The following is a 21930-nucleotide window of genomic DNA, read 5'->3' as shown; positions in this document are numbered from 1 at the left end:
ACTTAACCCCACAAATCGACCTATTTATGAAATTAAGAAGTATTATCGTAGACGATTCGTCCATGCAACGAATGGCAGTCGCGAAGCTTGTAAACAGTCATCCCAACCTTGCTATGGTGGCCGAGTACAGCAATGCGATCGAAGCCAAAAACGGCATCAAGAACAACGAGATCGATCTTATTTTTCTTGATGTTGAAATGCCTATTATTAGTGGATTTGACCTACTCGAATCCCTAGAAAATAGCCCTCAAGTAATTTTGATTACAGGTAAGCCAGATTATGCTCTAAAAGCATTTGATTACGATGTAACAGATTATTTGCACAAACCCATTACCCTAGCTAGATTTGATGCTTCGGTAAAAAGAGCGGTAGCTAAATATGAGCAGATAAATAAAGTTCAAGAAGACGAAGAACACATCTTCGTAAAGAGCAATCTTAAGAAACGTAAAGTAATCTTAAACGATATTAAATGGATTGAGGCTCTTGGTGATTATATTAAATTGGTAACGGACGAAGCTAACATTGTTATCTTGTCTACCATGAAATCATTTGAGCAGCAATTACCAGAAGATAAATTCTTGCGAATTCACAAATCCTACATTGTGAATTTAGAGAAGATAGAAAAATTCAACAGTAAAAATGTTGAAGTTAGTGGCAGGTCCATTCCTCTTAGTAGGAATAAAAAGACCGAGTTGGCAGAAGCATTAGCCAATGTCTAGCACTTCTACTTTAAATATAAATCCCGAACATTAAATAATGTTCGGGATTTTTTTTTTGCCTTCAATTTAAATATGGTCAACATTATATATAACCCGTACGCTTCTATATTGAGAAACAGAATTAAATGATTTTTCAATTTTCTTGATTGCGGCCTTAGTCTTTACCACAGATTGAGCATGCGGTATCTTAATCAATACATTTTTTAAAAACTGATTTCGTACCCTAGCCACCGGCGGGTATTCTGGCCCAAGGACGTTTCCTCCTAAAGTAGTCCGCAATGCTTTTGCAAACCATTCCGTTGCTTCGTTCAGCTTATTATACTCTTTATGCTTAAAAGTAATTTTAATAATTCTATTGCTAGGCGGATACTTATACTGCTCTCGCTCGTATAATTGCTCTTTAAACATGGTATCATAATCATGTGTAGAAACCTGTTGTAATATCTGATGATATGGGTTGTAACTCTGTATTAAAACCTTTCCCCTCTTTTTAGTACGACCTGCACGGCCTGCTACTTGTGTTAGTAACTGAAAACAACGTTCATGTGCACGATAATCCGGAAAATTCAAAAGAGAATCGGCATTCATAATACCCACCAAACTTACGTTTCGGAAATCCAGTCCTTTTGTTAACATTTGAGTACCCACAAGAATATCCATCTCCTGTTGCTCAAACGCTGTAATTATCTTTTCGTAGCCATGCTTGCCTCTAGTAGTATCCAAATCCATGCGCCAAGTCTTAGCGTCCGGAAACAAGGTCTCTAACTCCTTCTCCACCTGTTCTGTTCCAAAACCTTTAGTATCTAGGGTATGATTGCCACAGGCCTGACAACTTTCTTGCAATGCCATGTGGTAACCACAATAATGACATCGCAATTGTTTTTTATACTGATGATATGTTAAACTCACGTCACAATTGGGACATTGAGGCGAATGTCCACAAGTACTACACTCTACTATTGGAGCATACCCTCTTCTATTCTGAAATAAAATTACCTGCTCCCCTGCATCTAAAGCTTCTTGAATAGCCAAAAACAAACGTTCGGAAAAATGCCCTTTCATCCGTCGTTTTCGGCTTTGCTCTTTAATATCTACCAATTCAATATCCGGCATAAGCACATTCCCAAAACGTCTTGTTATTGAGGCATACCCGTATTTTCCAGTTTTGGCATTATAAAAGGTCTCTACGCTCGGGGTAGCAGATCCCAATAAGATATTGCTATTGTGAAGTTTAGCTAGAACAATGGCTGCATCTCTTGCATGGTATCTTGGTGCCGGATCAAACTGCTTAAAAGAACTCTCATGCTCTTCGTCAACCACAATAAGACCTAAATCCGAATACGGTAAAAACAAAGCTGAACGAGCTCCTATAACAATTTGAGCTTTGTCTTTTTTAGCCAAAACATTATTCCATACCTCTACTCTTTCCTGTACACTATATTTTGAATGATATACAGATACTTTTTCTCCAAAATACTCTTGCAAGCGAGAAATAAGTTGAGTGGTCAGTGCTATTTCAGGAAGTAGATATAAAGCCTGCTTTCCTTTCTGAATACACTCTTCAATCAACTTTACATAAACTTCAGTTTTACCAGAAGAAGTTACTCCGTGCAACAAGGTTACTTTATCCTCAGCAAAGCTTTTAGATACATCTTCAAAAGCTTTTTTCTGATACTCGTTTAAATCTTTTAAATCATAATTCTCCTCTTCACCATCATAGCTTACCCGATCGGTTCTGACAAAGTACTCCTCTAAAATCTCTTTTTTTACAAGTGATTTTATAACCGCCTTTGAACCACCACTGGCTTGTTCCAGTTCTGTTACTTTAATCGGTTTTTTGTTTGTAGCTTGTATTTGAAAAAGAGAAAGCACAACCTGACTCTGTTTTGGAGCTCTTGATAAATCATTCAAAAGGGCTTCCAATTTTTCCTCCTCAAGATAATCCTTTCCCAATTTTACATAGCGCACTAATTTAGGCTTGTACTGTTCGTACATCTCTTCTTTAAGAAGAATAACATTCTTTTCTATAAGGCGATTTAAAACCGGTAGAATATTCTTTCGGTCTATAATAGCACTCACCTCTTGCACCTTTAACAATGCTTGATGCTGCAGTGCCTCATACACCAAAAACTCGTCATCCTCCAACTTAGACTCATCAACATCTCCTTCATCATTTCTTAGAATAAGAGTTTCGCTTTCTAACAAGAATGCTCCATAACCGCACTTCTAAAAACCTCGCCAATGGTGCACATGTAGTAATCTGCAATCCACTGCCAGTGCTTTAACTGAATAGTATTTATAATAGGATGTTCATCAAGTATGCGGTCTATTTCCTTGGCTTCATAAATCTCAGGTTTGTTGTTATGCACATTATGCACCAAGCCCGTATAAATTTTAGATTTACCAAAAGGAACACCCACACGCATACCCGGACGCAAAAACTCAGCTTCCGTCCCGGAAATAGAATAGGTAAAAAGTTTCTCTAAGGGAATCGGTAAAATTACATCGATAAAATACTGCATACTTCCGTTCGAATTCTATCCTTCTACACGCACCCAAGTCTGGGTACGATAAATAAAAGCTAAATACCCCCTTACCTTAAGTTCATTAGGGTTTTCTGGGTTAAGCCAAATTTTACATCTAAAAGTCATAGCCTGTTGAGGGTCAAAAAGAGTCTCGCCTTTATAAACACCATTCCCATGATGTTCTGCATCTTCAATTATGGTCATACCTAGTACAGGCTTGTCTTTCCTATCTCCTTCGCACTTGCCACAAATAAAATTTTCCTTCCCCTCCTCTACTATTTCAATAATTTTACCATGCATCATTCCATCCTCTTCATATATTTCAATGATAGCTTTTGGCTTACCTGTACGGTCGTCTATGGTTTTCCATTTTCCAAAAACTCCTTGAGAGTGACTTACTGGAGATAACATGAAGATAAAAACAAAAAAACTTAAAATTGCGCTTGTATTCATTTCTTAGTGTATGTTTTTCTTAAAGAGTTCAACGATGCATTAAGCTCGAACCCGAGCAACAATATATTAGAATTTAACCAGATATAGACCATAAGTATCAATAAACCTCCTAAAGCACCATACAATTCATTGTATCTAGCAAACTTTTCTACATAAACACCAAAGAGGTATGAGGTTAACATGAACAGTAGAGTAGTCATAAATGCTCCTGCTGAAAAAAACCGAGCATGTTTGCCTTCTGTAGTTCCAAAATAATACAATATAGCGGTAGTGAAATAAGATAAAATAATGAAAAACAACACCTTACCTATCTTAGCACCCACAATATCATTCTCAGTAAGGTCATACCCCTTATTTAGCGGCCCAAACACTTAGGTAGTCTATTATATACAACTCAAAATAACCATAAGCTACAGCGCCTACAATTAACAAAATTGACAGAATTAAGCCCACCATAAGTGCATATAAATACTGACGGAAGAAATGCCGAGTCAATTCTACATGATACGAATTTTCAAACCCTCCAAAAATAGCATTAACTCCATTCGCCATCAAAAAAATAGAAAACAAAAAAGCGGAAGACAATAGCCCTCCTTGTTTCTGATCTTTTATTTGTTGGTAAATTTCTCCAAAATAATCACTAGTTGCCGAAGGCAAGAAGGATTCTAAAAACACTAGGAATTGAGAATCAAAATTATCATTACCTACACTTACATACGGCAGTATAAAGGGAATTAACGTAATCAAAAATATAAGCAATGGAAATAACGCCAAAAACAAGCTAAAAGCAATGGCACTGGCACGCGTAGAAATGGCTCCTCGGAAAACACCAAGAATATACATTTCAATTAAGTCATAAAGAGATAGTCCTTCAAAAGCCGGTAGTTTTACTTGTTTCAGCAAACGAGCGACCCAGTTGACAATAGGAATTTTTTCAATTCTCTTCTCTATATCTTGCGACATTTATACCGCTTTTAAGCTTAAATCCATATTATACACCGAATGGGTAAGCGCACCAGAAGAAATATAATCCACACCACACTCCGCGTACTTGCGCAAAGTATCCTCATTAATTCCGCCCGAAGATTCTGTTAAACAGGTATCACCAATTAATTTGACCGCTTTACGGGTATCTTCATAATTGAAATTATCTATAAGAATACGGTATACACCACCTGCCTCAAGAATTTGCTTTATCTCATCTAAATCTCTTGCTTCCACAATGATTTTTAGATCACGATTAGTTTCCTTTAAATAATCTTTAGTTTTCTGAATGGCTTTATCTATGCCTCCCACAAAATCTATGTGATTATCTTTTAGCATAATCATATCGTATAAAGCGAATCTGTGATTTTCACCTCCACCTATCTTAACGGCCCACTTTTCCAAAGCACGAATACCTGGGAGTAGTTTTTCTAGTATCAAGAATTTTAGTTCCTGTACCTTCCAATAGCTTTACAAACGAATTTGTTTTTGTAGCAATAGCACTCATACGTTGCATAGCATTCAAAACCAAACGTTCTGCTTTTAAAATACTCTGTGAACTTCCTGAAACGTAAAAAACGATATCACCATGTTACCGGAGAGCCATCGTTAATTAGAGTTTCTATCTCCATGTTAGAATCCACATATTTGAAGACCTCTTTAGCAAATTCTACTCCAGCAATAATGCCTTCGTCCTTCACTAACAGCTTTGCTTTTCCTTTCGCAGTATCAGGAATACAGGCCAACGAACTGTGGTCCCCATCGCCAACATCTTCACGAATGGCATTTTTTATGATATAATCTATTTCTTCTTGGAATTGTTCTTTGGAAATCATGTACGGGATTTTACTTATAGCTAAATTAGTAAATAGTTGGGGGTTTATAGACCTTAGCCCAAGGCTTATTTATTAGAATAGGTGCATACCTCAATACATAAAACTTATTATTTCAAATTATATTTGCTGTATGACCGTAAAACTCATTGCAATAGGAAAAACAGATAGCAAGGCTTTATTGCAGCTAATTTCTGAATATGAGAACCGATTGAAACACTATGTTAAGTTTGAATTGGAAATCATACCCGATATTAAAAACACCAAAAACCTTTCCGAAGCGCAACAAAAAGAAAAAGAGGGTGAGCTCATTTTAAAAAACCTCAGCAATACTGATGTTCTAGTGCTCTTAGACGAAAACGGAAAACAATTTTCCTCAGTAGATTTCTCTGGTTATTTGCAGAAAAAGATGAATGCAGGCCTTAAGCAGCTTGTTTTTGTAATTGGTGGCCCATATGGTTTTAGTACGGATGTTTACAATAAAGCGCAAGGGAAAATCAGTTTATCAAAAATGACCTTTTCTCACCAGATGGTCCGCCTTTTTGTTGTTGAGCAAGTCTACAGAGCTTTTACCATACTTCGTAACGAACCTTATCATCATCAATAAAAATTAAGCAAAAAAAAAAAAAGCCTTCTTTATAAAGAAGGCTTTTTTATCGCGAAGATTATTCAAGACCTAATACAACACTCTAAATTTAATAGTGTTCTCTACCTTTCTAAGGGCTTTTATAACATCTTTATTGTATTCTTGTCCAAATCTGTAATTACATACCCTACCTCGCTATCGGTAGACAAGAATTGTCCAGAGATATTTAAGCCATATTTAGCGCATACCTCATTAATCTTAGCCATAATTGAGGCACATTTTTATGTATATGCAAGAAACGGTGTGCATTCTGCTGTTTTGGCAAACGAATATTCGGGAAATTTACAGCATCTACAGTGTTACCTGAGTTGATGTAATCCATTATTTTGTTTGGAACAAAATCTGCTATATCACGTTGTGCTTCTTCTGTACTACCACCAACATGCGGTGTAAGAATAACATTATTCAAACCTTGAAGTGGCGTATAAAATTCACCGTTACTACGTGGCTCCTCTGGATATACATCAATAGCTGCACCACCAATTTTACCAGATTTTAAACCTTTTGCCAAAGCTTCAATATCCACTACAAAACCTCTTGACAAGTTAATAAGCATGGCCCCGTTTCTCATTTGGCTAATTTCTCGCTCGCCTATGAAATCCTTGTTTGCTTTATTATCATCTATATGTAGAGTAACAACATCTGAAACATTTAATAAATCTTCTAACGTGTTACATTTTTTAGCATTACCCATTGACAGTTTATCATCAACATCGTAATAATACACACGCATACCCAAGGCTTCTGCCAAGATAGAAAGTTGCTTCCCAATATTACCGTAACCAACAATACCAAGATTCTTACCACGAACCTCTCTTGAACCTTCAGCTGTCTTTTGCCATTGTCCGCTATGAATTTCACTACTTCTAGAGAATACACTTCTCATTAACATAATAATCTGTCCAATAGCCAATTCAACCACTGAACGTGTATTACTATAAGGTGCGTTAAAAACTACAACTCCTTTTCTTTTTGCATGAAGCAAATCTATTTGTGTAGTACCAATACAGAAAGCACCAACTACCAAAAGCTTATCAGCAGCGTCCAATACTTTTTGAGTCACTTGGGTTTTAGAACGAATACCCAATACGTGAACTCCTTTTATTTTTTCAATTAATTCATCTTCATCAATACTATGCTTTACCAGTTCAACAGAAAAACCGTCATCCGATAAATTCTTGAAAGCATCCGGGTGAACATTTTCTAGTAGCAATATTTTAATTCTATTCTTTGGATATGAAATATTACGAGGTAAATCGTTCACAAAAAGAAATTCATCCATATTTGGAGTTATATAATCTGCATTTTTAGCTGCTTTTTCACGGTGTACATTTTCAGTGTAGGCAAAGAACTTATCTGCAATACCGGCTTCGCGCATAACATAATCGCTATACCCATCACCAATAACCTGAACTTCACCGTCAAGATTCATGTCCTTAAGACATTGTATTTTGCCATTATGTTGAGAAAGTACATTTTCAGAATCAAAACCTACAATGTTTCCCTCTTTATCAAATTCAAAAGTATTGGCATATACCCTATCCGATGGAATGTTATACTCCTTTACAATAGGATCAATAAATTCTTTAAATCCACAAGAAATTACATAAATATCATCTGAGAATTTTTCAAAGAATTCTTTATTGGAAGCAATAGACTTAGAAATCTTATGACGCAGCTCTTCTACCAACGGTCCTAAATCATCTCTATGAGCATGCAATAATTTTATACGTCTTTCAAGAGACTCTGTAAAGGATATATCACCATCAATACCCAAATTGGTGATTTCCTGAATTTTCTTAATGATTTCGTCTTTATTAGAATTGCCTTGGGGTCCTTTCGGCTAGTACATCTAAGGCTTCAACTCTTGTTAAAGTACTATCAAAATCGAATACGTATTTCCTACCTGCTTCTACCATGTCCTTGCTAAAAAAATTAAGGGACAAAAATAAAGATTATTTCTGTCCAAATTAGACTAATGTTGCTAAAAGTTATCCTTATAACTAATCTACTTCTTTTTGATATGATTTGAATTTTTAAGAGACGTAAAAACCATGAATATTTTAGTCTAAAAAGGAAACTATCGCTTCTGAAAATGCTTTAGTCTTATAAGTTCCGTTGTGGTCTCCCTCAACAATTACAAATTCACTCTTAGGAATAGCTTTATGCAATTTTTCTGGACTACCATTGTCTAAATCTTCATTGCCCGCTATGACCAAAACTTTAGCTTGCACATAAGCTAAGTGGCTTTTTCTTGTATTGGGCTGAAAACGCTGCTGCAGATACAAACTTCTAAAATCTGCATGAACAGATTTGGCATAATCTACCGCTTCTTTGGTATCTTCAGTTACTTTTCCATTAAAAGCATTCATGAATTTAATTTTTCGCGGCCACCGGTAATCCGTGAAATCGATTCCCATACCACCCAATACCGCCTTTTTAACACGCTTATCTTTGAGTAATAATTTAGCAAGAACAATACTACCTCTAGAGTAACCTACGGCCATGTATTTTTTTAACCGTAAATGCTGCATAAGAAACATAATATCCATGACCTCTGCATCAAAGCTATACGCTTCTTCCGTTTGTGGCTTGTCAGATTCGCCATTACCCCTTAAATCAAGAGCAATTACTCTAAAGCCTTCTGCCAATAAATCTTCTTTTAGGCTTGTGCTTTCCCATGATTCCTTAGTGTTTATAAAACCATGAATCAATAAAACAGCATCTCCTTTGCCCTCATCAGTGTAGGCTATTTTAGTATCATCAAAAGAATTGAAAAATTCTGTTTGCCCCCATGCAGTAGTAATGGACATAAATGACACCACTACAAAAAAGATGTGCATTGTGTTTCTATATATTAACATAGATAATTCCTGTAATTACTGCAAGCCCAAAACTTAGCAGCGTTCCTATTAAGATATATTCGGTAAGTTTCCTGTTATTGCTTTCCTTTAAATCATTAAATCGAAAAACAGATTTTGCTCCGATTAATAAACCGATGGCTTCCCACCTACCCATAATTATGAACATAAGAACAAACAACCGTTCTATGATTCCTATATATTTTCCGGCATTGGGCAGCGATTTATGATCTAATTCTATTTTGTCCGACATGGCTTCTAACAACTTACCCATGACAATTGCGGCAGGAGAGCTCACAAATACAATTGCTGTTACCAACGGCCAATCTAGGTTTTCAAATAGAGCTACAGTATGCTCCATTAGGTTGCCATAATACACACAACAATATAATACAAGAACATGAAGCACTTGATCAATAAAAAAGGGAATACTCTTTAACTTAAATAGAGGTGTAACATATAACTTGGCTAAATCAATAAAATAGTGCGAAACCATAATAATCAATGCTATTTTCCAAAACTTCAAATCCCATACAAGTAGCATCGTCAGTGCAAAATGAAGCAAAACATGTGCGTAGAGGTATTTTGATTTTTCTTTATTAGCCTCCTTATGAATGACCCAGCGGTTGGGCTGCAATAAAAAGTCACCTATTAAATGTGCCAGTAAAAGTTTTGTGAACAGAATCATCTAACTTAATTCTTTTAAAGTTTTTGAATAATACTCTAATAATTCTAGAACCAAATCTAGACGAGCCCTTTTTTGACGTTGACTTACCGCAGACTGTTGAATATTTAGTCTTTCGGCTATTTCACGTTGCGAAGCATCAGGATTATCTAAAGCCAATACGATTATCTCTGCCGATACCGTGCTCCAATCATCCATAAAATGAAGCGCCAACTTAAGCATAAGATTTAAAGTATCATCAAAAAAGCCATTGCCCGTAGCAATAGTTAAATTGAGTTTATCTTCCTTAAGGGATTCAAAAGTTCTTCCTGACCTATGATACGCAGGACCGTTGGACTCACTAACACCAACCCCCTTAAATGTTTCGCCGCCCAAGCCAATGCCCATACGGACATCTAAGCCCTTTACCGTTTTTATTAACGCCTTAATATGTATTGCTGCCTGTAAAGCATCTTCCTTTGCTATTTTTAATTGAAACTCGTCTCCCCTATAAACCTCCCAATCTATGGGTGATTTACCCAGTTTGGATAAGTAATCCTTAAGAATACCTAGCCACTCTGATGAGTTGTGGTTCTCGGAATTAATAATATCTCCAGTAATTATTGCTATCATAATTATATAAGCTAAAACGCTAATATACAAAAATATAAGCTAAAACGCTAATATTTTATATTATAAGCTATATTGCTTATAATTCAGAACCACCTTCGGACATTTACACAATACTGCTTGTATCCTTTACCAAAAAGTTTCAAAAGTGCCATCTCTTCAGGAATGATTTGAAATCGATTCATATACCCGACAAAACCAGCTGCCAACAAAGTATTGAATGCATTACCAAGCCATACGCCTAAAGCCAACAAAAGCAAAAGCAAAGCCAAATACATAGGGTTTCTAGAATAGGCAAAAATTCCATTTTCTACCAACTTACTCGCCTTAGAAGGATTAGTTGGGTCAATAGTAGTTCGCAAACGAAAAAATTGAAAAAGAGCAATTGTAAACACAATACTAGCAAAAGCCAATAAAAAAATGATTAAATAATACCTACCAAAAAAATCGAAATAACCAAAAGGCAAAAACGTAGCAAGCAGATACATCAAACCTGCAAAAATCAGAAAAACAACTGCGGGAGGTATCTTTAACTCCATATTAAAATATTTATAGCTTTTCAAAATTACTATTTTTGAGACCGCTAAAGGCATTCGTTTAAAAACAATCTTAAATCAATTTACATGAAACTTGTTTTCGCAACACACAACAAAAACAAATTAGACGAAGTTAAAAAACTTGTTCCCCCACATATAGAATTGGTCTCTTTAACTGATATTGGCTGTTTTGATGAAATACCTGAAACCGGGGCAACCTTAGAAGAGAATGCTCAAATAAAAGCTGATTATGTTACCAAAACCTATGACCTAGCATGCTTTGCAGATGATACAGGTCTTATAGTAGACATCTTAAATGGTGAACCTGGAGTGTATTCCGCTAGATATGCAGGCGAAACAAAAGATGCTGACGACAACATGAACAAACTTTTAAAAAATCTAGAAGACAAAGAAAATCGTGAAGCCCACTTTAAAACAGTAATTGCCTTAAACTTAAATAAAGAGAAGCACATCTTTAACGGTATTGTAGAAGGCGTAATAATAAAAGAAAAGAAAGGTTCCAAAGGTTTTGGATACGACCCTATATTCCAACCTAACGGCTATAAACAAACTTTTGCCGAGCTTCCTCTAAAAACTAAAAACAGTATAAGCCACAGGGGGTTAGCTATCAAAAAACTATTAGATTTTCTACAATAATAGATATTTAAATAATAAAACGTACCTTTGCGCCTTAATTTTAACGCCGCCGGTATGGCAGGTGTTGTTCTGAGTACTAAGGTTATATACGATAATCGCTCTATGCAACACACCTATTAGCGATTTAAGTATACCTTTTTTATGACAAAATTTGAAGAATTAGGGCTAAGTCAGCCCCTATTAGATGCTGTAAAAGATATGGGTTTTGAAACCCCATCTGAAGTACAGGAAAAAGCAATCCCACTTTTATTGGAAAGCGAAATGGATCTTGTTGCGCTTGCGCAAACAGGAACTGGTAAAACGGCCGCCTTTGGTTTTCCCTTAATCCAGAAACTTGATAGCGCCAGTAGAACTACCCAAGGTTTAATACTCTCCCCTACTCGTGAACTATGTTTGCAGATTACAAATGAGATACAAGCTTACTCTAAATATGTAAAAGGTTTAAACACCGTTGCTATTTATGGTGGAGCTAGCATAACAGACCAAGCAAGACAGATCAAACGTGGCGCACAGATAGTTGTTGCAACTCCTACCGAATGAAAGATATGATCAGCCGTGGTCTTGTTGATATTACCAAAATTGATTACTGTATTCTTGATGAAGCTGATGAAATGCTCAACATGGGCTTTTTTGAAGATATAAAGGATATTCTTTCGAATACTCCTAAAGACAAGTCTACTTGGTTGTTTTCTGCAACTATGCCAAGAGAAGTAGCAACCATTGCCAAAAAATTCATGAACAGCCCTACTGAAATTACAGTAGGCGCTAAAAATGCAGGAACTTCAACTGTACAACACGAATATTACGTAGTTGGAGGAAGAGATAGATACCCTGCTCTTAAGAGACTTGCAGACGCTAACCCAGATATTTTCTCGGTTGTTTTCTGTAGAACTAAAAGAGATACGCAACGTGTAGCCGAAAAGCTTATCGAAGATGGGTACAGTGCAGGAGCATTACATGGCGATTTAAGTCAAAACCAACGAGATTTAGTGATGAACTCGTTTCGTAAGAAACAAATACAAATGTTGGTTGCAACAGATGTAGCTGCTCGTGGTATTGATGTTGATGATATTACACACGTAATCAACTACCAACTTCCTGATGAAATAGAAACTTATACGCACCGTAGTGGTCGTACAGGTAGAGCGGGAAAATCTGGTATTTCTATGGTAATCATTACCAGAAGTGAAATGCGCAAGATTAACGCCATGGAGAAAAAGATTCAACAATCTTTTCTTTCCAAAAAGATTCCTACAGGAATTGAAATATGCGAAATACAACTGTATCACTTGGCCAATAAAATCAAGGATACTAAAATAAACAAAGACGTTGAAAATTACCTACCGGCAATTAATGACGTTCTTGAAGGCATTGATCGCGATGAACTTATCAAGAAAATAGTATCTGTTGAGTTTACGCGTTTTTCAAACTACTACAACAAAACTAAAGATATAAGCAGCTCTGATGACCGAGGTCGTGATAGAGAAAGAGGAGATAGAGATAGAGATAGAGATAGAGGCGCAAGTGCACCTTCTAACGGATCTGTTCGCTATTTCATAAATGTTGGAGAAAAAGATGGTTACGATTGGATGTCTTTAAAAGACTTCTTACGTGATACTTTAAGCCTAGGAAAAGAGGATGTTTACAAGGTTGATACTAAGGATTCATTTTCTTTCTTTAATACGGAAGCTGAACATACCGAAAAAATTCTTTCATTTTTTACCGACTTTAAACTAGAAGGTAGATTCATTAACGTTGAAGTTTCTAAAAACCCTGCGGAAGCGGCGGTGGTAATAGAGGAAGAAGCGGCGGTGGCAGAGGAAGAAGTGACCGTGACAGCAGTGATCGTGGTGGTAGATCTAGAGGTAGAGACAATAATAGAAGCTCTTCTAGAGGTAAATCTAGCCATTCAGGAAAGAGAAGAAGTGGTAGCAGCAGCAAAAGCAGAAGCGACTTCTTTTAGGACTACAAAACAACTTACATTTTAAGTTAATTCTATATTAAAAAATACGCTTCGGCGTATTTTTTTGTTTTGTTTAGTATTTTTAACCCCGTATGCTAAAAGCAATGAAACCAATCTCAATTATAATTCTGCTCTTTATATCAAGCTTCTCGTTCGCTCAAGAAGAAGAAATACTAGAGGAAAAAGAAATAAAGGCCATAGTTGTAAACGCCCAAACAGATGCCCCTATGGGCAGTGTTCATATTATAAACTTGAACAAGGTTAAAGGAACCATTACAAAAGATGATGGAGAGTTTACAATTATCGCGTCTGTAGATGACATCCTGTACTTTTCCTATTTAGGTTTCAAGTCTCAAAAAATTAGGGTTACGAATGACATGTTCAAATTTGAGAACACTAAAATTGCCTTAACAGAACTTGCCTATGCTTTAGAAGAGGTAATTGTTAGACCTTATCAGCTTACAGGCTATCTTGAAATAGATGTTAAGAATGCTCCAATAAACAATGCATACCAGTATAGTATATCTGGTCTTTCCGTAGGCTACGAAGGAGGTAATAAGAACCCTAGTGCCGTCACCAAGGTTTTAGGTGCTATCTTAAACCCTGCAGATTTGTTACGTAATCTTTTTGGCAAGCAGCCAAACCAGATGAAAAAACTACGAAAAATAAAAGAAGACGACCAAATACGTGATCTTTTGGCTTCTAAGTTTGATCGTGAAGTCTTAATGGAACTGCTTCAGATAGAGAAGTTAGACATTCAAGATATTCTTAATAATTGCAATTACTCAAAATCGTTCATAAAAACTGCCAACGATTTGCAAATTTTAGATGCGATAAGTAGTTGCTACGAAGATTTCAAAGTATTGAATCGTAAAAAATAAATTTTCTATTTCCCATTGCATTTTATAGCTTTAGAGAAAATAGAACTCTTATGAAAAGACTGCTCTCTGCGGTTATTATACTTCTAATCCTTGCTTCCTGCAAAGAACAACGCAAGGATATTGTAGAAGAGGTAGCGGTAAAAACCGATACCATTTCCAAATCTATTGAACCCCAAAAGAATATTCCTTTTGCCTTAGAAGGAGCCAACATCTACTTTTTATTGACCGATAGGTTCAATAATGGCAATACCAAAAACGACGTAAATTTTGACCGAACCGAACCAACTGGGCCTTTAAGAGGTTTTATGGGCGGGGATATTCAAGGAATTACAAAAAAAATAGAAGAAGGTTATTTTTCAGACTTAGGTATTAACGCCATATGGTTCACCCCTGTTATAGAACAAATTCACGGCAGTACGGATGAAGGTACGGGAAATACCTACGGTTATCACGGATATTGGGCCAAAGACTGGACAAATCTTGATCCAAATTTTGGAACTAGAAAAGATTTAGAAACAATGGTTAAGACCGCGCACAAATATGGTATTCGCGTCTTGCTAGATGTTGTCCTCAACCACACAGGGCCAGTTACAGAAATTGATGGAGCTTGGCCAGATGAATGGGTCAGAAAAGAACCTACATGTGATTTTACTACCTATGAAACTACGGTTGAATGTACTTTGGTAGAAAACCTACCGGACATCCGAACTGAATCTAACGAACCTGTTGAACTTCCTGATGCACTTTTGGCCAAATGGAAAGAAGAAGGCCGCTTAAGCCAAGAACTAGACGAATTACAACTGTTCTTTGAACGAACCGGTTACCCAAGAGCTCCAAGATACTATATTATAAAATGGCTTACTGATTATGTCAATAACCTGGGTGTAGATGGTTTTAGAGTAGATACTGTAAAACATGTAAACGAAGAGGCATGGTCAGAACTTTACAAGGAAGCGTCGTTTGCCTTTGAAAACTGGAAAAAAATGCATCCTGACAAAGTACTTGATGACAAGCCTTTCTATATGGTTGGCGAAGTCTATAACTATGGCATCTCCAAAGGAAGAGAGTACGACTTTAATGACAAGAAAGTAGATTACTTTGCCCATGGATTTAAAAGTCTTATCAATTTTGAGCTTAAGGAAGACGCCAAAAAAGATTATGAATCTATCTTTCGTAAGTATAACAAAATGTTGAATACCGACCTTATCGGTAAAAGTGTAGTAAACTACCTCACTTCTCATGATGACGGAAGTCCTTTTGATCCTGAAAGAAAAGACCCTTTCAGAGCTGCAAATGTTCTTCTTCTCACGCCAGGGCTTCACAGATTTATTACGGAGATGAAACCGCTCGCGATTTAACCATAGAAGGCTCTACAGATAACCCTGTTGAAGGTGATGCTACTTTACGCTCGTTTATGAATTGGGATGAGCTAGATAGTCTTCCTAGAACCAAAGAGGTACTGCAACATTGGAAAAAACTAGGGACTTTTAGAAGAAATCATTTGGCAGTGGGAGCTGGAAAACATAAAAGACTTGGCAAAAAACCTTATGTTTTTAGCAGAACTTATGTTGAAGGAAACTTTAAAGACAAGGTTGTTATAGGACTAGATTTACCTAAGGGTAAAAAATCTATCTGGGTAAAAGGTTTCTTTGGTGATGGAACAAAACTATATGACACCTATTCAGAAACCGAAGTTGTTGTGGCGAACGGCAAAGTGCTTCTAGAGAATGATTTTAATATAGCACTGTTAGAGCTAAAAGAGTAGAATACAAAAAGCTATAATTTTTGAAAACCAAGCATTCAAAAATCATAGCTTTTATTACACGGGTCTTCATCTATTCTTAAAAATTCAACTTGGTTCTAGTCTTGAAAAGATTCGTTCATTTTATGCATCCCCATTTTTGATTTCTGTTTCATATCTTTTCAAAATATCGTCAATACTCCTTACAGATTTTTTAGTCCAATCCAATCGTTTCTCCAGCTTTTCTTCTTTGGTCAATCCCCATTCCAAATCCGTAGCTCGCAATTTTACGGTCAAGTGCTGCAAAATTATCGCTGCCGAAACGGATATGTTTAAACTTTCTGTAAATCCCAACATGGGTATTTTCAGAAATCCGTCACTCATATCAATCGCTTCTTGGCTAAGCCCATTTCGTTCAGTACCAAACAATAGAGCTGTTTTTCCTTCAACCCTAAAATCCTCAAGAAAATTTGAATCATTATGCGGTGTAGTTGCTATAATTTTATAACCGTCCAGCTTTAGCGCTTCTATACAGTTCTGGGTATTTTTATAACGATGCACATCTACCCACTTCTGCGCGCCCATAGCTATTTCGCTATCTAGCTTCTTACCAAACCGCGATTCTATAATATGCGCTTCCTGAATTCCAAAAACTTCACAACTACGAATTACGGCACTCGTATTATGCATTTGGTAAATATCTTCAATTGCAACCGTTAATAATTTTGTTCGGTCTTCAAGTACTTCTAAAAACCGTTGTTTCCTTTCTTCGCTTATAAAATTCTCTAAATATTCAAGAAGTTGTTCATCTGCCATGTACCGAATATAATAAAAACTCTATTTTTATAACGATGAAGAAAAGAATTACTGTTTTGACTGGTGCTGGTATTAGTGCCGAAAGTGGAATAAACACCTTTAGAGATGCGGGTGGCCTATGGGAAGGGCATGATGTAATGGATGTTGCCTCGCCCGAAGGTTTTGCCCGGAACCCAAAACTAGTTCTTGATTTTTATAATCAAAGACGAAGGCAGTTACCCGAAGTTTTCCCAAACAAAGCCCATAAGGCACTTTTTAAGCTTGAAGAATTTTATGATGTTACCATTGTAACACAAAATGTAGATGACCTTCACGAAAGAGCAGGAAGCACCAACCTTATCCATATTCATGGTGAACTCCTTAAAGCTAGAAGCACCAAAAATGAAAATGTGATTATTCCCTGGTCAAAAGATTTGAACTTAGGAGACTATTGTGAAAAAGGCCACCAATTACGCCCTCATATTGTTTGGTTTGGCGAGGCAGTACCTCTTTTACAACAAGCAGCAATTGCCACTCAAAATGCTGATATAGTTATAATCATTGGCACATCTATGCAAGTATACCCAGCAGCAAGTCTTATTGATTATGCCCAAAGTGGTGTTCCCATTTATTTTATAGACCCACAACCAAATGTTTCAGAAAACAATTATGATAACCTTTCTATTATTGCAAAAACAGCCGTAGAAGGTTTACCCAATCTTGTGACAGAACTTACAGAAACAGCCAAAAGAAAATCATAAAAGAGTACAATTTCCTGCTTTAATGACCAAAGAAGAACTTTACAAAGCTCTAGATTACGTAAATCATTCTCGTGAAAAACGAGCAGAAATGGCCGATTTGATTACACGAAACCCGCAACTGGCAAAACCATTAATGCAAATTGCCTTTGATGTTGACGATCCTATATCTAATAGAGCCTGCTGGGTATTGGAATTTACGGCAAAAGAAAACCTACCTTTTATCTACCCACATTTAGATTATTTTACCGCTAATCTCGGCAGAGTTCATTTTGATTCCGCCGTACGACCCATGGCTAAAATTTGTGAATATTTGACAAAAACATATTTCTCTAAACAGAAAAATGAATTACAACTAATAATGACCGAGAGTCAGTTGGAGCAGATTACTTCGGCCTGTTTTGATTGGTTGATAGCCGAACACAAAGTAGCTACAAAGGCTTACTCTATTACTTCATTATGGCTATTAGGTCATAAATATAAATGGATTCACCCCGAATTGAAAATTATACTTGAACAAAGCTATGCAGAGGGCAGCGCTGCTTATAAAGCAAGAGCCAGGATATTTTGGCCAAACTAAAGAAGTATTCGGCATAAAAACCAAGTTATTAACTTTTTTTTAGAACATCTTTTTAGAACAAGAAACTCTAAAACCTTTTAATACTAACCATCTTAGGGTATCTTTGCTTTTTTCAAAATCAACCTTAAACAACGTTATGTCGCTAAACGCTTTGAACGCTATTTCGCCCATAGATGGGCGCTACAGAAGTAAAACTGAACCATTGGCACCGTTTTTCTCGGAAGAAGCCCTAATCAAATACAGGGTACGAGTAGAAATTGAATATTTTATTGCCCTTTGTGAGATTCCATTACCTCAACTTTCAGATTTTGACAATTCCAAATTTGGAGCGCTTCGGGAAATCTATATTAATTTTGATACGGTTGATGCCCATAAATAAAAGAAATAGAGAAAACCACAAATCACGATGTAAAAGCAGTAGAGTATTTTATAAAAGCTGCTTTTGATAAATTGGGGCTTTCCGCTCATAAAGAGTTTATTCACTTTGGTCTTACTTCTCAGGACATCAATAACACCGCTATTCCTCTTTCTATTAAAGAAGCGACTAACGAAGTTTATGTTCCTGAATACACTACACTGTTGAACAAAATTAAGGAGTTGGCAAAAGAATGGGCAGAAATACCAATGTTAGCCAGAACACACGGACAACCTGCATCACCTACACGTCTTGGTAAAGAAATAGAGGTTTTTGCAGTTCGATTAAAAGAACAATTTAACCTATTGAACGATATACCTAGTGCCGCTAAATTTGGTGGTGCTACCGGAAATTATAATGCACACAAAGTTGCCTACCCATCAATTGATTGGAAAGCTTTTGGAACTAAATTTGTACAAGAAAAATTAGGACTCCATCACTCCTTCCCTACTACGCAAATTGAACATTATGACCATATGGCCGCCTTGTTCGATAACCTTAAGCGTATAAACACTATTATCCTTGATTTAGACCGTGATTTCTGGACCTATGTTTCCATGGATTATTTTAAACAAAGAATTAAAGAAGGTGAAGTTGGGTCTTCGGCTATGCCACATAAAGTAAATCCAATAGATTTTGAAAATTCTGAAGGTAACTTAGGTATAGCAAACGCCTTATTTGAGCACTTATCCGCTAAATTACCGGTATCTAGACTACAGAGAGACCTTACGGATAGTACAGTTCTTAGAAATGCCGGTATGCCTTTTGCCCATACAATTATTGCCTTTCAGTCTACTTTAAAAGGATTGAACAAACTCTTATTGAACAAAGAAAAGTTTGAACAAGACCTTGAGAATAATTGGGCCGTAGTTGCAGAAGCTATTCAGACTATCTTACGAAGAGAAGGCTACCCTAATCCTTATGAAGCATTAAAAGGTCTTACTAGAACCAATGCTAAAATAAATAAGAACTCTATTGCTGAGTTTATTGATACGCTTGAAGTTTCTAATGAAATTAAACAAGAATTAAAGGTAATTACACCAAGTAACTATACTGGAATTTAATAATTACTCACATATCCTAAACGAAAAAAAGGCCGCAAATGCGGCCTTCTTCGGGGGATAATGGTTAGTGTTTACGTAATAATCATCCTTTCTTTTGTATCTCAACTTGATGTGGGTAAGGAATTTCAATTCCAGCTTTATCAAGTGCCAACTTACAGTTTTCTAAAGTTCCAAAATATACATCCCAGTAATCTTCTGGCTTACAGAACGGGCGTACCGCAAAGTTTACGGAACTATCTGCCAATTCCGAAACATTTACAGATGGAGCAGGGTCTTTCAATACTTTTGGATCTGCTAAAAGAACATTAAGTAAAACTTCTTTGGCTGTTTTTATATCTTCACCATAACCAACTCCTATAGTGGTGTCGACTCTCATTTTACCTTCGGCCGTATAGTTAATGATATTTCCGTTAGCCATTGCTCCGTTGGGTATAATAGCCAATTTATTATCAGGTGTAATAAGCTTAGTTGTGAAAATTTCTATCTCCTTAACAGAACCAAGTGCACCTTGTGCTTCTATCAAATCTCCAATCTTATAAGGCTTGAAGATGATAATCAAAACTCCACCTGCAAAATTAGATAAGGAACCTTGTAGTGCAAGACCAATAGCCAAACCAGCTGCTGCAATTATAGCTGCAAAACTTGTGGTCTCTACTCCTAAAGTAGAAATTACCGTAATTATCAAGAAAATAGTCAAGGCCCATTTTACTAGGCTCAATAAAAATTTCTGTAGAGACTTATCGTACTCTTGGCTTGTCATTCCCTTTTGAACAACCTTAACTATCTTTTTTATAACCCATGAACCAATAATATAAATTAAGATTGCGCCTATTACTTTAGGTCCGTAATTGACGGCAAACTCAATACCTTTATCTATCCATACTTCTGCTTGTTCCATAATCGTTTCTCGTGTTAAGGGTTAGTGCTTTAATACTTAAGACACCCGATTTATCGAAAGGTCACTAAAAACTTTAAATTTTATTCAAAAAAAAACAAACCAGTCAATTTGGTTTGTTTTTTAATGCGAAATACGGTGCTAGTTCTACTTCATAAAGTCCATGACCTTAGATAGTTCGTCTCCTTTAAACTCTGATTTTTCTAAAGCTTGAACAAACTGAATCATTTTTGCCGGATTCATGTTTTTTCCTAAAACCCGAACAACTAAAAAGCCTTTATCTTCATTATCTCCGTAAATCACCACCTCATCAATGGCATCTTCGTCCCCAAGATACTTGATTGTGGCCCTACCAAAATCCGTATTCATTTTCATGAGTTCCGTGAAGTCTTCACTCTTTAAAATAGATTTTATAATAGTTTGCTCTTTCAGAAAGTCGGCTTGGTTTGCTTCAGTCTTCTTAAAAGCCAGAACATTTAGCTTTTTTAATGAGCCAAGACTCTCTTTTTGTTCTGGAGACAATTGCGCCTCCCTTATATTTAAAAGGCCTACCGGTAAATCTAGAGTCAAAAAATTAGGGTTCTCAGAATTTGTTACATAATACTGTTGCAAGCTAGGTGTAGAATTACAAGCACTTACAATACATAATAGCAGGGTAGCTATAACCATTGTTATTCTTTTCATATAAATGTCTTTAAGGTATTGAATTAGACTTAGAGGATATTCTTTTACCTTCCTCCTACTTCGTTTAACTCCTCAGGAAGATTCATCTTTCTGGTAAGTGCTCCAATTTTGTTCAAATCTATATCTCCGGTCATAGATACCAATACACTTTCAAATTTTCTATTACCCATATCTAGCTCATCGCTATTAATATCGGACACGAACAACAAAAGCTCACTAACATGATCTTCATCTCTTCCTTCTTTAATATAGAACTTTACGGTAGCATCTTTGTCCTTCACCCTCATCAGCTCTTCTAGGTTAGAAGATTTTAGATACTTTTTAACCGTTTTACCCATGTCTTCGGATATTCCTGCATCTTCAGTAATAAACACCTTAATTCCATCCAAGCCTTGGGCTATAGAAGCAAAATCTTGAGAATCTTGGTCACTCTCGTCAAAAGCAGCTATGTTACCCGCAAGTCTAATCATACTTTTGTTTACGGTAACAGAACCTACATTCTTCATATTATCATATTTGTCAAACATAGATTGAGAAATTCCAAAAAATGGTAATACTACTAGTACTAAAAATACACTTAGCTTTTTCATGATTGTTCGTTTTAAGATTAATGCTTGTTTTTGATTATTGATTGATGATGATTAAT

At 36.2% G+C, this 21930-nt stretch carries 15 protein-coding genes and 7 pseudogenes; 9 read left to right on the top strand and 13 right to left on the bottom strand.

Going from position 1 to position 21930, the window contains the following annotated elements; translation table 11 throughout:
* The first annotated feature begins 26 nt into the window (after nucleotides 1-26).
* Complete coding sequence (locus Q5W13_RS17105) at nucleotides 27-719, top strand: LytR/AlgR family response regulator transcription factor (RefSeq protein ID WP_038232372.1); 693 nt, start codon at nucleotides 27-29, stop codon at nucleotides 717-719.
* Between the two features lie 66 nt (nucleotides 720-785).
* Here the strand turns inward: Q5W13_RS17105 and priA are convergent.
* The 4 genes and pseudogenes from priA to nadC all read right to left on the bottom strand — a co-directional run bounded on the left by priA (nucleotide 786) and on the right by nadC (nucleotide 5517).
* A pseudogene (priA, locus tag Q5W13_RS17100) lies at nucleotides 786-3241 on the bottom strand (replication restart helicase PriA).
* 15 nt (nucleotides 3242-3256) lie between these two features.
* Nucleotides 3257-3697, bottom strand: a complete 441-nt coding sequence (locus Q5W13_RS17095) for a DUF2147 domain-containing protein (RefSeq protein WP_214611208.1) — start codon at nucleotides 3695-3697, stop codon at nucleotides 3257-3259.
* Nucleotides 3694-4660 (bottom strand): annotated as a pseudogene (locus Q5W13_RS17090) (YihY/virulence factor BrkB family protein). Before Q5W13_RS17090 ends, Q5W13_RS17095 begins: the two are co-directional and overlap by 4 nt.
* Nucleotides 4661-5517: pseudogene (gene nadC / locus Q5W13_RS17085) on the bottom strand (carboxylating nicotinate-nucleotide diphosphorylase).
* A 130-nt stretch (nucleotides 5518-5647) separates the two neighbouring features.
* Here nadC and rlmH point away from each other — a divergent pair.
* The gene (gene rlmH / locus Q5W13_RS17080) at nucleotides 5648-6121 is read left to right on the top strand and encodes a 23S rRNA (pseudouridine(1915)-N(3))-methyltransferase RlmH (protein ID WP_304443830.1); all 474 of its coding nucleotides are present in this window, start codon (nucleotides 5648-5650) and stop codon (nucleotides 6119-6121) included.
* A 69-nt stretch (nucleotides 6122-6190) separates the two neighbouring features.
* On the opposite strand, the pseudogene serA reads toward rlmH, so the two are convergent.
* The 5 genes and pseudogenes from serA to Q5W13_RS17055 form a co-directional block, all read right to left on the bottom strand.
* Nucleotides 6191-8079 (bottom strand): annotated as a pseudogene (gene serA, locus Q5W13_RS17075) (phosphoglycerate dehydrogenase).
* Nucleotides 8080-8223: 144 nt separating this feature from the next.
* Nucleotides 8224-9003 carry an alpha/beta fold hydrolase gene (locus Q5W13_RS17070; RefSeq protein WP_155595844.1) on the bottom strand — a complete coding sequence of 260 codons (780 nt, stop codon included), beginning with the start codon at nucleotides 9001-9003 and terminating at the stop codon, nucleotides 8224-8226.
* A 7-nt stretch (nucleotides 9004-9010) separates the two neighbouring features.
* A complete protein-coding gene (locus tag Q5W13_RS17065; RefSeq protein ID WP_155595843.1) occupies nucleotides 9011-9709 on the bottom strand; it encodes a DUF3307 domain-containing protein in 699 nt (232 codons plus the stop codon).
* Entirely contained in the window at nucleotides 9710-10318 is a 609-nt protein-coding gene (locus tag Q5W13_RS17060) for a SatD family protein (protein ID WP_155595842.1), read from the bottom strand. It lies immediately after the preceding gene.
* 83 nt (nucleotides 10319-10401) lie between these two features.
* On the bottom strand, nucleotides 10402-10854 hold the full coding sequence (locus tag Q5W13_RS17055; RefSeq protein ID WP_304443829.1) for a methyltransferase family protein: 453 nt from the start codon (nucleotides 10852-10854) through the stop codon (nucleotides 10402-10404).
* Between the two features lie 84 nt (nucleotides 10855-10938).
* On the opposite strand from Q5W13_RS17055, the gene Q5W13_RS17050 reads away from it, so the two are divergent.
* The 4 genes and pseudogenes from Q5W13_RS17050 to Q5W13_RS17035 all read left to right on the top strand — a co-directional run bounded on the left by Q5W13_RS17050 (nucleotide 10939) and on the right by Q5W13_RS17035 (nucleotide 16117).
* On the top strand, nucleotides 10939-11508 hold the full coding sequence (locus tag Q5W13_RS17050) for a non-canonical purine NTP diphosphatase (RefSeq protein ID WP_304443828.1): 570 nt from the start codon (nucleotides 10939-10941) through the stop codon (nucleotides 11506-11508).
* Nucleotides 11509-11649: 141 nt separating this feature from the next.
* Nucleotides 11650-13471: pseudogene (locus tag Q5W13_RS17045) on the top strand (DEAD/DEAH box helicase).
* Nucleotides 13472-13575: 104 nt separating this feature from the next.
* Entirely contained in the window at nucleotides 13576-14352 is a 777-nt protein-coding gene (locus tag Q5W13_RS17040) for a carboxypeptidase-like regulatory domain-containing protein (protein WP_304443827.1), read from the top strand.
* Between the two features lie 50 nt (nucleotides 14353-14402).
* Nucleotides 14403-16117: pseudogene (locus Q5W13_RS17035) on the top strand (alpha-amylase family glycosyl hydrolase).
* A gap of 120 nt (nucleotides 16118-16237) precedes the next feature.
* On the opposite strand, the gene Q5W13_RS17030 reads toward Q5W13_RS17035, so the two are convergent.
* Nucleotides 16238-16909, bottom strand: coding sequence for a TrmH family RNA methyltransferase (locus tag Q5W13_RS17030; protein ID WP_304443826.1), 672 nt, complete (start codon nucleotides 16907-16909; stop codon nucleotides 16238-16240).
* Nucleotides 16910-16944: 35 nt separating this feature from the next.
* Here Q5W13_RS17030 and Q5W13_RS17025 point away from each other — a divergent pair, with 35 nt between their 5' ends.
* The 3 genes and pseudogenes from Q5W13_RS17025 (at nucleotide 16945) to purB (ending at nucleotide 19705) form a co-directional block, all read left to right on the top strand.
* Nucleotides 16945-17649, top strand: coding sequence for an SIR2 family NAD-dependent protein deacylase (locus Q5W13_RS17025; RefSeq protein WP_155595835.1), 705 nt, complete (start codon nucleotides 16945-16947; stop codon nucleotides 17647-17649).
* A gap of 22 nt (nucleotides 17650-17671) precedes the next feature.
* A complete protein-coding gene (locus tag Q5W13_RS17020) occupies nucleotides 17672-18226 on the top strand; it encodes an adenylosuccinate lyase (RefSeq protein WP_304443825.1) in 555 nt (184 codons plus the stop codon).
* Between the two features lie 136 nt (nucleotides 18227-18362).
* Nucleotides 18363-19705, top strand: a pseudogene (gene purB / locus Q5W13_RS17015) (adenylosuccinate lyase).
* 82 nt (nucleotides 19706-19787) lie between these two features.
* Here the strand turns inward: purB and Q5W13_RS17010 are convergent.
* The 3 genes from Q5W13_RS17010 to Q5W13_RS17000 form a co-directional block, all read right to left on the bottom strand.
* Nucleotides 19788-20603: a mechanosensitive ion channel family protein gene (locus Q5W13_RS17010; RefSeq protein WP_155595832.1), complete on the bottom strand. Its 816-nt coding sequence runs from the start codon at nucleotides 20601-20603 to the stop codon at nucleotides 19788-19790.
* 144 nt (nucleotides 20604-20747) lie between these two features.
* The gene (locus tag Q5W13_RS17005) at nucleotides 20748-21284 is read right to left on the bottom strand and encodes a GFO_1091 family lipoprotein (protein ID WP_155595831.1); all 537 of its coding nucleotides are present in this window, start codon (nucleotides 21282-21284) and stop codon (nucleotides 20748-20750) included.
* A gap of 44 nt (nucleotides 21285-21328) precedes the next feature.
* A complete protein-coding gene (locus tag Q5W13_RS17000) occupies nucleotides 21329-21874 on the bottom strand; it encodes a GFO_1090 family protein (RefSeq protein ID WP_304443824.1) in 546 nt (181 codons plus the stop codon).
* Between the last annotated feature and the right edge of the window lie 56 nt (nucleotides 21875-21930).

It is taken from the genome of Zobellia laminariae (assembly GCF_030553095.1).
Taxonomy (GTDB): Bacteria; Bacteroidota; Bacteroidia; order Flavobacteriales; family Flavobacteriaceae; genus Zobellia; species Zobellia laminariae.
This window is presented reverse-complemented; position numbering and strand designations above follow the sequence as displayed.